This is a genomic window from Oceanobacillus sp. CAU 1775, from assembly GCF_054482815.1.
Genome location: NZ_JBTLRO010000002.1, coordinates 518868 through 530397, shown reverse-complemented (window position 1 = coordinate 530397; position 11530 = coordinate 518868). Strand labels below are relative to the sequence as shown.

Here is an 11530-nt window from a genome sequence, read left to right as displayed (position 1 = left end):
TACAGACAAGAAACGATTTAAAGAGACGTATTCGTTTGGTGAGTAAAATGTAATGATTATAAATTTCAGGAGGAAAACAGATGAAAAAGATGATGAAGAGATGGATGGAGAACTTTAAGAAAGATGAGCGGGGGTTAACGCTTGTTGAGCTTTTAGCGGTAGTTGTTATTCTTGCGATTGTTGGTTTAATTGCATTTGTGTCAATTGGGAACGTGATTGATAATTCGAAAAAAGATGCCCATATTGCGAACGCAACACAAATGATAAGTGCTGCTGAATTGTATGAAGCGAGCGGGAATTCGATTGATGATTTGACAAGTCCTGTAAACGCTACTGATTTAGATACTGTCAATGCCAATGATTTGATTGATCCGTGGAATAATGAAGTAACTGGAGAAGATGGGTATAACTTTACAATAACTGCTACTGGTGAGGGCGCAGAAAGAGAGATTTTGGTTACGGGTGAACATGATAATTGCGCTGCATTTACCACAGCTAAAACAAGAGCGGAGTTAGCTGCTGAGGGTAGAACTGTTTGTGATGATTAAAAGCCATAGGGACAGGACCCTTATCCCACTTGTAATGTAATATATAGCGATACTCAGCTTTTTTAGGGCTGGGTATTGCTACCTTATTGAATTGCAATTCTTTTCATAAGCTTCATCATATTTTAAGGTAGGATTATGAAAGGAATTGAAGGTTTTTTATTTAATCTTTTTTCATTCTCTAATAATTTAAATTATGGGTTTCTTTTATATAGTTTTGAATGTTGTAGGAGAAAGTACTGCTAATCCAAGAGGAGGATTTTTATGAAAAACATCATGGAAAATCAAATGGAAAATTTCAAGAAAGACGAACGTGGAATGACGCTTGTTGAGTTATTAGCAGTTGTCGTTATTTTAGTAATTGTCGGTTTAATTGCTTTTGTTGCAATTGGGAATGTCATTGAAAACTCAAGAAAAGACGCTCATATTTCTAATGCCTTGCAAGTGATTAATGCTGCCGAGTTGTATGAAGCTAGTGGTAGTGAAATATCTAAAATAATCAACGCAACAGAGCTTAACACATTAAACCCTGCTAATTTAGTTAACCCATGGGATAATTCGAAAACGGGTGTAAATAAAGCGTATGATTTTCAATTGCAAAAAAATGACAATGATACTATTGAGATTACAGCTGCAGCAACTTCAGGTGCTCCTGTTGAATGTACATTCAATCGTTATTATTCTAAGATTGAATTAATAGACCAAGGAAGAAAACTTTGTAAAAATTAATTGTTAAATATTTTGAATAGGTCGTCCAGAAAGGTGTTGTCTTATGTTTTCTTTTAAAAAACAAAATAGTGTCATTCATTTATTTATAGAAGATCATATATTACGAATCGTTGAAACGAATGGCCGTGAATTGAAGGTGGGTAAAATTTGTGATGAAATTGTTTTACCTAACAATGTTATTGAAAACGGGCGCATTGTCGATGAGTTGGAATTTTTCCAGTTTATGAAAGATGTTGTCCAGCAGTATGGACTGAAAAATAAATCGGTACGCTTTAATGTGCCAAATGCGATGGTTATTATGCGCCAAATCGAAGTGCCGACAAATTATCAAGGAAAGAAAGAGATCTTAGAATTTATTGAAATGGAAATAGGGAAAAGCATTCACTTTCCATTTAGAGACCCAATTATTGATTTCCCAAATCCAGAGGGTCAGGAGGATTCACTAACAAATGAAAACCGTTTAGTAACAATATTCGCAGCGCCGGGAGACGAGATGCGAAAATATACGGAAGTGTTTCATGATGTGAATTTAAAACCAATCTCAGCAGATGTTGGGATATTAGGTGTTTATCGTTATTTAAATTATCACCATCAATTAAATGCTGATGATGTGTATTTAGTAGTTGAATTCAATGTGGGTTCCATTCACTTAGGAATTTTCCATCAGCACCGTTTAGAGTTTTTGCGTTATCAAGACTTAGATATGGAGCTTGATATTAGTGACATTGATCCAGAGACGAACCAACGTAAGTGGAAGTTCTCGGATGATAAAATGATGGTGTCAGGGATGATGGAAGATGAAGTCACTGAACTGGAGCGAATAATGAATTTTTATCGTTTTTCATTACACCGAGGAGAGAAGCAAGTAACTGATATTGCTTTCCTAGGTGATTATCCATTTCTTGACGAGATAGAAGCAAGTATCCGTAACCGTTACGAAGAAATAACGGTCACGAAACTGGAAATTAAAACGGCTAGAAGTAAAAGCGATGAAAGAATAGAGAATTCCTTTATCCCCGCACTTGGTCTAGCGATTAGAGGAGGTTTAAAAGATGCTTCCAGAAGTTAACCTCCTGCCAAAAATAGAACGAACAGAATCAAGATTGTACACCGTCTTTTTGATTGGACTTATTTTATTTTTAATCACTCTCGGTATTTTCATTTATTTTTATATATCTATAACGAATCAACTAAATGCGACAGAACAGCGTGTCGCAACATTAGAATCAGAAAAGCAAATATTGGAAGCGAATTACAATACGCATCTAGCTGATGAAACAGGGCCGTCCTTCAGTGAAGCAGTTGCTTATATAGCGGAACATCGCTTGCCCACGTCGCGACTTGTCGATGAATATATTACGCTTTTACCTGATCATGCATATTTAAGTAATTATAACTTTGACTATACGACTGTATCGATTCAAACGCAATTTGAAACAATTGATGATACATCACTTTATGTTGCGAATCTTACTGAATCAGAACTATTAGACAAGGTTATTATTGAACAAGTGTCTACGTTTGAAGTAGGGGACGGCGGGATGAGTGAAGAAGAGGCCGGAGTACTGTACGATACGATTCCCCGCTATGATGTCAGCTATTCAATGGAAGTAAATCAAGAAAAACTTGCAGGAGAGGAAGAACATAATGAACCAGCTATTTCAGGAGAATAGAAACGCTTTTCTTTTACTATTAGCATTATTATTTATTCTCCTCGCTGCTGTTTATTTTTTCTTTTACCGACCGCATGCAGATGAACTAGCTCAAAAGATGAGGCAAGAAGAAGCATTAACAGAAGAAATTGCCCTTTTAAAAACAAGGATAGCAGGAATAAGTGAGGATGACTCAGCTGATATCGGAGAAGTCGAGCGGATGCTCTTAGAAAGAAATATTCCCCGAGAAGCTGAATTAGATCAATTTTTATTGTCGTTAAATGAAATCGAACTATTGAGTAATAGTAGAATCGAATCGATGTCATTTGGCTATGATGGAAGCTTGCCAAACCGATTTGAACCAGTACCAGATGCAAATCAAGATGATGTAGGACAAGTACAAGCACACTTAGAAACTACAGAAGAAAGAGAAGACCGCTTAGCAGCGATTGAAGCAGAAAAAGTAGCTGAAACGGAAAGAGAAACTGGCGAAACTCAAGAAGTGGGAGGAACAACGACATTTGCGATGGCGGAATTACCAGAGGGGCTAGAACCGATTGTTGTCAGTCTCGATGTTTTATCACCAGATTATGAACATTTCCAGCTCTTCTTACAAGAAATTGAGAAACAAGAGCGCATCATGATTGTGCCGAGCTTATCCTTTGATAAACCTGCGGAGAATGAACTCATCTTTGCAGAAAACCCAGATGAAACGATAAGTGTGACAGTGGATGTGATGACGTTTTATTATGAGGGGTAAATAATAGAGAAAGGAAGAAAGCCAATGAAGAGGCTGTTTAATCGTCAAGAAGGTATGACACTCGTTGAAGTACTCGCAGCGATGACAATTCTAGGAATTGTGTTCGTTGGCTTTCTTACTATTTTCCCGAGAATGACTGAGGTAAACTTACAGACAGAGAAAAGATTAGAAGTGATGAACTTGGCACGAGTGGAGTTGAATGAATTAAAGCAAGAAAGTGGGAAATCTTTTATTTTAACGGAATACGGAGAACCTGTAGATTCTCTTGGAGACTATGACAATGAAAAACGTAATATTTTTACAAGAACAGTAGTTACAAATGGTAAAGAATATGAATATGAATTAATTTATTATGAAAGGGCTTATTATAAAGCTGAAGTACGCAATGAGGATGATTCACCAGTTGAAGGGTTGGATGATTTATTTTTGATTCATGTCTTGATAAAGGATGGAGACCAAGCAATCAGTGAAACATTTGGACTTATACCCCATGAAATTGTTGCTACAACTTATTAATTGCAATACATCACTTAAAGGGAGGCAAGCTAGTTGTTGAAAAATGAAAAAGGTATTACGCTTGTTGAGCTTCTTGCAGCCCTTGTCATTTCCTTATTTGTTGCAGGTATTGTATATTCAGTTGTTATTTTTTCGATGAATTATAACAAAGTCGAGACAACAAAAACAAGTTTGCAGCAAGAAGCGAATTATATTATCACTGAGTTACAACGAATACACAGACATAATCCATCCTATATCTTAATAGTAAATTCTAATCATATTAAGGTGCGAGAGTACGACGAAGATAGCAAAGAATTCTCTGGCGATCGAACTTTAAGTGACAAATATACATATAAACTAGGTGAAACTGAAACAGAAGTCATTCTTCAAGTGTTTCCAGCTGGTCAAAATAAAAGGGCAACAAATGAAATAAACATACTGGAGGACATTGAACCTGATATCGTGATTAGAGACGTAAAGCTTAGTGATTTTACTATAATTGATGAAGAAGTAGGAGTCGACCTTAGCGTGACAACAGTATTAACAAGGTATTAAGGAACGGAGGGAATCAGATGAATGAATTGAAGAATGAAAAAGGTTATGTATTGATTATCGTTCTTTTTGTTATCGTACTTGTCATAGGTTTTGCCTCTTCTTTTATGTCTAATGCAGTTACGCATACGAAGCAAGAAGAAATGGTGGATCGTAATCACTTGACGGTGAATACGGCTGAGGCTGGTGTTGATTACTATTCAACTATCTTGAATAGTATTTACTTAGAAACTATACCTGAATTAGACGAATTTATTGATAAAGAAATTACAAAGATAGTTGAAAAAACAGAAGAAAGTGAAAAAAAAATTGAGATTGATATTGTAACAGAAAGTAAAAGAATACAAGATGCTCTGGGGGAGAAATTAGCAGCGATATTACATGAAGCAACAAAGCCACAATCTTTTTTTAATAATAATAATAAAAATTCTATGAAAACAATTGAACCGTATGAATTTACTCTAAATAAACTTGAATCAGATAAATTATTTATTATTCAATATGATGACTCTCTTAGTCAAGTTGAAGTTTTAGGAAATATTCTCGGGAAGAATACAAGTATGGAAACCAATGAAGTACAAGAACTTACATTCCAACAATTTTTTGAAATACCTAACCTTGAAAATGAAATTTCTCAAGCTTTAGGAAGATTGGTTGGTCAAAGTATACCAAGAGTAATTGAACCAATAGATCCGATTTGTGTAGTAACGAGCACTTATGAAACATTAAAAAACAAAGAGTATATTAATAGTGATGTTTGTGTAAAAGGTAATATGACAGGGAAGAACAACCTTAACATTGATAGTGGAGCTACTTTATATGTTAAAAAGAGATTGCAAGGTGAGGGATCGGGTTTAAGTATAAAAATTGATGAAGTATCAAAGGCATATATATTAGAAAACTCTTCAAACATCAAGAATGTTGAAGTAATAGACGAATCCGAACTATTTATAGGAAGTGATTTAAAATTCAGTAATAATAATCCTACTTTTAAAGTGGATGGGAAGTCTAAAGTATATATAGGGGGAAGTCTAATAGATGCAAGTAATACAAAATTTATAGATGGATCAGAGGTCAGTATTGTAGGTGATTTTAAATCTTCTAATAATAACCCTACTTTTACTATAAACCAATCAAATTTTTATTTAGGCGGAAGTTTAACAAATGCAAGTAAGACAGAGATTACTCTGTATTCAAAAGTAAACATATTGGGCAATGTAACATTAGCTAATAATAACCCTACTTTTACAATCTCTCAATCAGAATTTCATTTAGAAAAAAATCTCTCGAATGCAAGTAATACAGAATTTAAAGATAACTCAAAAATAAGTATTTTAGGGGATTTAACATTAACTAATAATAATCCCAATTTAACAATTCAGGATTCTCATTTTTTTTTAGGTGGTAACCTAGTAAACGCTGGAAGTATTAAACTAAATAAAAATTCAAAAGTTTGTTTAGCTGGTAATTTACATTTTACTAAGAATTTAGACATAAAAAAGGATACTCTTTTCATGTTAGAAGGTAAGAAAATTTATAAGGGTAATAATCTGAAGCATGCAAAAGTAGTATCAATAGATGAAGTTCAAAGATTATCTACAATCAAAGAATTACAGGAAATATGCGGTTTGTCAATTAAAGCAGGAGATTCAAAAGTAAACTGGGATAAAGACAAAGATGTGGAAGTAGAATATTAGAGCAAGGTTATATTTATTTTTTCTTTACTTTAGTAGCTGTAATTTCAATTGTCCAGCATCACATGAAATTATAATAAGTTTTCAGGATATAAGCATTATTCTTTTATGTGGAGACAGGTATTAAATTCAGCAGATTCGATTCTAAATTGTTAGAAAGTATCTTGTTTAATAAAATTTCACTCTCAAAGTTACCAGGTTTTAAACCGCTACGAACAGAAACCAAATAATCTGTTCGCTTTTCTTTTTTCATTTTCTTATCTCGAAAAATTTTCACTAAAAAGTTAAATTGCCTAAATGGATATACAATATAATTATAAATAGGTTTAAAAATGAGCTATTTTCTTAAAAAATGCAATTTTTTTTAACCATTTTAATTGATAATTGTAGAATTTGATAAAAGTAATTTGAGTAAATTATTCTAAAGAAGGATTTTATAAATATAAACAGGTTAATGATTCGTTTTCTCTGGAGAAAAATTATATTTCTGTGCGGTGAAACAGAGGGGAATTCTTTATTTATTTGGTATTCTCCTTCTTTTCACAGCCTAGATTATTTCACTTAACAATGAAAAACTAGTAATTCAATTTTAATATATCTTCACTTCAAACGTTCTCACACTATCTTCTATATCATATACATAAACTAAAACCCAAAACCCCAAAGGAGGCACCCACCCATGCACTTCCCAACCCTAAGAATCCTACTCGCTCTATTATTTCTCTATTTCGCCTGGCCTGCGTTCATTACAGCGATTGGTACAGTTGAAATTATTTTCTGGTCCGTCTGGTTTTTGTTTTTATTTCTTGTAATCGGCGGAAACTTAGCGAATCTTTTACAAATCATTAACCCACCAGTTATGGAACAGGAATTTGAAAAAGTGAAACAACATGTAAAACATTGAGTTATCTTCTTAAAATCTGTATAATTATCATTAAGTGATGATGTAGTACAGATGAAGGAAGGTTAAAAAATGGCAACGAAGCATGAACAAATTTTGCAACATATTCTGTCTTTGGAAGTTGGGCAAAAGATTTCTGTTCGTCAGATTGCAAAAGATTTAAATGTAAGTGATGGTACAGCATATAGAGCGATAAAAGAAGCGGAGAATCAGGGGCTTGTTACTTCAATTGAACGTGTTGGAACGATTCGGATTGAGAAAAAGAAAAAAGAGAATTTCGAGCGACTCACGTTTGCTGAAGTTGTAAATATTATTGATGGACATGTTCTTGGTGGTCGAGATGGTCTTCATAAGACACTGAGTAAGTTTCTTATTGGTGCGATGGAAATTGACGCGATGATGCGTTATACAGAAGCTGGATCTTTACTAATCGTTGGTAACCGAGTAAAAGCACATGAAGAGGCTTTAAAAGCTGGTGCAGCGGTATTAATAACTGGTGGTTTTGATACGGAAGAAAAGAATAAAATACTAGCAGATGAAAATGAATTACCAATTATATCAACGGAATACGATACATTTACTGTAGCTTCGATGATTAACCGAGCCATTTATGATCAGCTGATTAAAAAAGAAGTAATCCTTGTTGGAGATATTAAAACTCCGCTAGAGGAAACGTATTATTTAGAGACGAAAGATACGGTGAAAGACTGGTATGTTTTAAATGAGGAATCAAAGCACTCAAGGTTTCCTATTGTCGATGATAAAATGAAAGTGATTGGGATGGTTTCCTCAAAGGACATTGTCGGACAACCTGAAAACACTGTGATTGATAAAGTGATGAGTAGGAAGCCACATTATGTGCAACCTCAATCTTCACTTGCCTATGCTTCTCATATGATGGTTTGGGAAGGTGTCGAGCTGTTACCAGTGCTTGATGATTCTCGTATGTTAACGGGTGTCGTGTCAAGGCAGGACGTCTTAAAAGCAATGCAGCAGGTCCAAAGACAGCCGCAAGTTGGTGAAACAATTAATGATATCATTACAAGGAATTTAACGAGTGCTGAAGATAACCCTGAAGTATTTGAGACAGTTATTGTTCCGCAAATGACAAATCATTTAGGTACACTTGGTCATGGAGTTTTTTCAGCGTTAATTATTGAAGCAAGTAACCGTCTACTCATTGATAAAAAGAAAGCTGGCATCTCTGTTGAAAATATTACGGTTTATTTTAATAAACCAGTACAGATGGATAGCTTGATTCGTATCAAACCGAAGATTCTTGATGCTGGTAGATTATATGTAAAAATTAGTGTCGATGTCTATTTTGAAAAACAGATTATTGGTAATGGATTAATCATGGCACAATTGATAAATAGATAATAAAAAATGCACCTTCATCACGGTGGAAAATCCATCATGAAGGTGCATTGTTTTTTTAATCAGCGGGATTAATGCGACGATATTCTTTACGATAATGTCTTGCTTCACCAGAACCGCGATAAATTTGCATTCCAGCAAGAAGTAAGAATAAAATACCGATGATAAGTGATAGCGTTGTTTGATAAGCGACATATTGATTAATTGCGAATGCTAGGACAAAGATTCCGAGACAAACTCTCGATTTTCCGTTAAAATATTTTTGCGTGAGGATATCTTTGCTTTTAACAATAGCAACCTTATAATATACATAGAGCGCAATTGATACGATCATAATAAATGTTAGTATTATCATTTTATCTCTCCTAAATTGATTCAAGCTTATGTACCACTCTCTATTGTAACGTGTTTGATTAGATATTGCTAGAACGGAATAACTTATAAGGAAGAATGAGGCGATCCAATGATACAGTTAGAAATTATTGAAGCAATTAAACAGTACGACACCATTATTATCCACCGACATGTTCGGCCAGATCCTGATGCACTAGGTTCACAAGGTGGGCTAAAGGAGATTATTCAAGCTACATTCCCAGAGAAAAAAGTTTATAGTGTTGGGATAGATGATCCTGAATTTGAATTTTTAGTAAAAATGGATCAAATTGAAGATGAAGTTTATAAGGGAGCATTAGTCATCACTTGTGATACAGCAAATACGGCAAGAGTTGATGATCAGCGTTTTACCCATGGGGATAAAGTAATTAAAATTGACCATCACCCAAATGTGGATGCTTATGGTGATTTACGCTGGGTAAATACAGATGCAAGTTCAACAAGTGAAATGATTTATGAATTATTTTTGGTTGGAAAAGAGCATGGCCTTGAGTTAACTGCTGCGGGTGCACGCTTAATTTATGCAGGTATTGTTGGAGATACTGGTCGTTTCTTATTCCCAAGCACGACTAAAAAGACATTCCAATATGCCTCAGAATTAGTTACCTATGACTTTGACCGAACAGCTTTATACCGCGATCTTTATAGCGAAGATATGAATGTATTACGTTTACGTGGTTATATTTTACAGGAGTTTGAAATGCTTGAGTCGGGGTTATGTGCCGTGAAGTTGACGAAAGAATTATTAGAAAAATTCCAAGTGACTGCGGATGAATCTAGTCAACTTGTTGGGGTTTTTGGAGATGTAAAAGGAATTAAAGCATGGGTGTTTTTCGTTGAGGAAGATGACTTAATTCGTGTTCGTGTTCGTTCAAAAGGTCCAATCATTAATGAAATTGCCGCAAAATATAATGGTGGGGGACATCCGCTTGCTTCTGGAGCAACTGTATATAGTTGGGATGAAGTTGAGCGCATGATTAATGATTTAGATAAAGCTTGTCGTCTACATAGCTAGATGATAAGTAAATGAATGCTTTTAACGCTAGATGCTGATATATCTTAAAAAATGCTGATATGTTCCCGTCACATCCTGATATTGTCACAACTTATCCTGATATAGACACAAATTATACTGATATCTACCATCCAAATTTTAAAAATAAATAAACCAGGCATTAGCACCTGGTTTATTGCATGTATTGATCTTGTTCTCCTGTAGGGATGATCCAGCACCCTGCAGGAGTTTTGTCAAAATAGACTTGCAGGTTTTCTTTCGCAACGCCTTCTTCAAGTAATTGAATAAGCCTTTCCGACTCTGCGAAAGCATTGTTTCCATTTTTTAAGCTTTCCATTTTCTGATTGAAAAGTGTTCTATTTGTAATTACCATGATAAACGCCTCCTATGTTTTCATATCGTATGGGATTTTCCAAAAAAGGTACCAGTTGATTACATGAATAATTATTTATTATATTCTATCCATCTTTAAATGCCTCTAATCTATTCAAAACCAAATGTCACAAATTGTTCAATTTAGTTTAACAATTTCGTTTCAAGTTTGAGTTTTAAAATGGGGGAAATGGTTGTTCTTTTTAATGTGAATTGGTATGTTCTACTATCAAGGGTAAATGTCCGATTCTCAAGAGCGGCAACAAGTAGTTCATCACTTGCGGATAGCACGGTAATCTCGATGCCTATCAAATGATTAATTTCTTGCTTGATGAGACTTTTCAGCTGCGATTCGAGTAATGTGTTATTTTTAAATGCATCCGTATTCATAAAAATGATTTCAATTTCTTGTACAGTTGAAGGTGCGCTTCGATCATCCTGGTCTTGAAGTAAAGCTTTATTTTGATTTTTTAAATCACTAATCATTTCTTCCATTTTAATATTTTCAAGGATTAATTCCTCATACATGGCACCTTGCATATAAACGAGGACCACGTAAGCAACAATTCCACCTACAAGCATTCCGACGAAAAATCTTTGCCAAGCAGTCTGTCTATGGTAAGGGGGGATATGCATTAGGAAAGTCCTTTCTGCGTAAACCAGTAAATGAGCGTGATACCGACTTTTACTCCGCCCATTGCAGAGAGAATTAAGAGGGCTTGTTTTAACAAATCGAAAGGCGTGCCATCAAACAATCCGCGCTCGACCGTTGCGATTGCGTCAAAAGTTCCTCCGATTGCAGCGACAATTGCCCAAATGCGGAGGCGATCTGCAAGTTTTGCCATTGCTGAAAGGGGAGAGTCTCCCGTCGCAAAGTCACCAATGCTACCGATGACAGAGCCGCCAATGATAACACCGAATGCAATAAAGAAACAATGAATAAATGCAGCGAAAAATCGTTCTTCCATTTCAACAACCCCTTTGCTTGTCCTCCACTTCTAACCTATGAAAAAAGATGAGCAAATATCACAATTGCTAATAA

General features: G+C 34.9%; 15 protein-coding genes. 11 read left to right on the top strand and 4 right to left on the bottom strand.

The window, feature by feature from the left end; translation table 11 throughout:
- Window positions 1-80: 80 nt before the first annotated feature.
- The 10 genes from ACXYMZ_RS05885 to ACXYMZ_RS05840 all read left to right on the top strand — a co-directional run bounded on the left by ACXYMZ_RS05885 (window position 81) and on the right by ACXYMZ_RS05840 (window position 8711).
- The gene (locus ACXYMZ_RS05885; RefSeq protein WP_458947431.1) at window positions 81-548 is read left to right on the top strand and encodes a type II secretion system protein; all 468 of its coding nucleotides are present in this window, start codon (window positions 81-83) and stop codon (window positions 546-548) included.
- A gap of 261 nt (window positions 549-809) precedes the next feature.
- Window positions 810-1274, top strand: a complete 465-nt coding sequence (locus ACXYMZ_RS05880; RefSeq protein ID WP_458947430.1) for a prepilin-type N-terminal cleavage/methylation domain-containing protein — start codon at window positions 810-812, stop codon at window positions 1272-1274.
- Window positions 1275-1317: 43 nt separating this feature from the next.
- A complete protein-coding gene (pilM, locus tag ACXYMZ_RS05875; RefSeq protein ID WP_458947429.1) occupies window positions 1318-2343 on the top strand; it encodes a type IV pilus biogenesis protein PilM in 1026 nt (341 codons plus the stop codon).
- Window positions 2327-2947 carry a PilN domain-containing protein gene (locus ACXYMZ_RS05870; RefSeq protein ID WP_458947428.1) on the top strand — a complete coding sequence of 207 codons (621 nt, stop codon included), beginning with the start codon at window positions 2327-2329 and terminating at the stop codon, window positions 2945-2947. The genes pilM and ACXYMZ_RS05870 overlap by 17 nt, the downstream gene beginning before the upstream one ends.
- Entirely contained in the window at window positions 2922-3686 is a 765-nt protein-coding gene (locus ACXYMZ_RS05865; RefSeq protein ID WP_458947427.1) for a hypothetical protein, read from the top strand. Before ACXYMZ_RS05870 ends, ACXYMZ_RS05865 begins: the two co-directional genes overlap by 26 nt.
- 24 nt (window positions 3687-3710) lie before the next feature.
- Window positions 3711-4202, top strand: coding sequence for a type IV pilus modification PilV family protein (locus ACXYMZ_RS05860; RefSeq protein WP_458947426.1), 492 nt, complete (start codon window positions 3711-3713; stop codon window positions 4200-4202).
- Between the two features lie 33 nt (window positions 4203-4235).
- Window positions 4236-4739 carry a PilW family protein gene (locus ACXYMZ_RS05855; RefSeq protein ID WP_458947425.1) on the top strand — a complete coding sequence of 168 codons (504 nt, stop codon included), beginning with the start codon at window positions 4236-4238 and terminating at the stop codon, window positions 4737-4739.
- A gap of 17 nt (window positions 4740-4756) precedes the next feature.
- On the top strand, window positions 4757-6433 hold the full coding sequence (locus ACXYMZ_RS05850; RefSeq protein ID WP_458947424.1) for a hypothetical protein: 1677 nt from the start codon (window positions 4757-4759) through the stop codon (window positions 6431-6433).
- Window positions 6434-7109: 676 nt separating this feature from the next.
- Window positions 7110-7334, top strand: a complete 225-nt coding sequence (locus tag ACXYMZ_RS05845) for a hypothetical protein (protein ID WP_458947423.1) — start codon at window positions 7110-7112, stop codon at window positions 7332-7334.
- A gap of 69 nt (window positions 7335-7403) precedes the next feature.
- Window positions 7404-8711: a DRTGG domain-containing protein gene (locus ACXYMZ_RS05840; protein WP_458947422.1), complete on the top strand. Its 1308-nt coding sequence runs from the start codon at window positions 7404-7406 to the stop codon at window positions 8709-8711.
- A gap of 55 nt (window positions 8712-8766) precedes the next feature.
- Here the strand turns inward: ACXYMZ_RS05840 and ACXYMZ_RS05835 are convergent, their stop codons facing one another.
- A complete protein-coding gene (locus ACXYMZ_RS05835; RefSeq protein ID WP_458947421.1) occupies window positions 8767-9063 on the bottom strand; it encodes a YtpI family protein in 297 nt (98 codons plus the stop codon).
- 108 nt (window positions 9064-9171) lie between these two features.
- Between ACXYMZ_RS05835 and ACXYMZ_RS05830 the strand changes: the two genes are divergently transcribed.
- Window positions 9172-10116, top strand: a complete 945-nt coding sequence (locus ACXYMZ_RS05830) for a DHH family phosphoesterase (RefSeq protein WP_458947420.1) — start codon at window positions 9172-9174, stop codon at window positions 10114-10116.
- Between the two features lie 172 nt (window positions 10117-10288).
- Here ACXYMZ_RS05830 and ACXYMZ_RS05825 read toward each other — a convergent pair whose 3' ends face one another.
- From ACXYMZ_RS05825 to ACXYMZ_RS05815, 3 genes are all read right to left on the bottom strand, one after another.
- A complete protein-coding gene (locus tag ACXYMZ_RS05825) occupies window positions 10289-10489 on the bottom strand; it encodes a hypothetical protein (protein ID WP_458947419.1) in 201 nt (66 codons plus the stop codon).
- A gap of 143 nt (window positions 10490-10632) precedes the next feature.
- Complete coding sequence (ytrI, locus tag ACXYMZ_RS05820) at window positions 10633-11124, bottom strand: sporulation membrane protein YtrI (RefSeq protein ID WP_458947418.1); 492 nt, start codon at window positions 11122-11124, stop codon at window positions 10633-10635.
- Entirely contained in the window at window positions 11124-11456 is a 333-nt protein-coding gene (locus ACXYMZ_RS05815; protein ID WP_458947417.1) for a YtrH family sporulation protein, read from the bottom strand. Before ACXYMZ_RS05815 ends, ytrI begins: the two co-directional genes overlap by 1 nt.
- Window positions 11457-11530: the final 74 nt, after the last annotated feature.

Bases quoted from the DNA above. Each gene is read 5' to 3' on its own strand.
- ACXYMZ_RS05815 (WP_458947417.1), bottom strand. From the start codon at position 11,456: ATGGAAGAACGATTTTTCGCTGCATTTATTCATTGTTTCTTTATTGCA.
- ACXYMZ_RS05850 (WP_458947424.1), top strand. From the start codon at position 4,757: ATGAATGAATTGAAGAATGAAAAAGGTTATGTATTGATTATCGTTCTT.
- ytrI (WP_458947418.1), bottom strand. From the start codon at position 11,124: ATGCATATCCCCCCTTACCATAGACAGACTGCTTGGCAAAGATTTTTC.
- ACXYMZ_RS05835 (WP_458947421.1), bottom strand. From the start codon at position 9,063: ATGATAATACTAACATTTATTATGATCGTATCAATTGCGCTCTATGTA.
- ACXYMZ_RS05880 (WP_458947430.1), top strand. From the start codon at position 810: ATGAAAAACATCATGGAAAATCAAATGGAAAATTTCAAGAAAGACGAA.
- ACXYMZ_RS05830 (WP_458947420.1), top strand. From the start codon at position 9,172: ATGATACAGTTAGAAATTATTGAAGCAATTAAACAGTACGACACCATT.
- pilM (WP_458947429.1), top strand. From the start codon at position 1,318: ATGTTTTCTTTTAAAAAACAAAATAGTGTCATTCATTTATTTATAGAA.
- ACXYMZ_RS05860 (WP_458947426.1), top strand. From the start codon at position 3,711: ATGAAGAGGCTGTTTAATCGTCAAGAAGGTATGACACTCGTTGAAGTA.
- ACXYMZ_RS05825 (WP_458947419.1), bottom strand. From the start codon at position 10,489: ATGGTAATTACAAATAGAACACTTTTCAATCAGAAAATGGAAAGCTTA.
- ACXYMZ_RS05885 (WP_458947431.1), top strand. From the start codon at position 81: ATGAAAAAGATGATGAAGAGATGGATGGAGAACTTTAAGAAAGATGAG.
- ACXYMZ_RS05840 (WP_458947422.1), top strand. From the start codon at position 7,404: ATGGCAACGAAGCATGAACAAATTTTGCAACATATTCTGTCTTTGGAA.
- ACXYMZ_RS05870 (WP_458947428.1), top strand. From the start codon at position 2,327: ATGCTTCCAGAAGTTAACCTCCTGCCAAAAATAGAACGAACAGAATCA.
- ACXYMZ_RS05845 (WP_458947423.1), top strand. From the start codon at position 7,110: ATGCACTTCCCAACCCTAAGAATCCTACTCGCTCTATTATTTCTCTAT.
- ACXYMZ_RS05865 (WP_458947427.1), top strand. From the start codon at position 2,922: ATGAACCAGCTATTTCAGGAGAATAGAAACGCTTTTCTTTTACTATTA.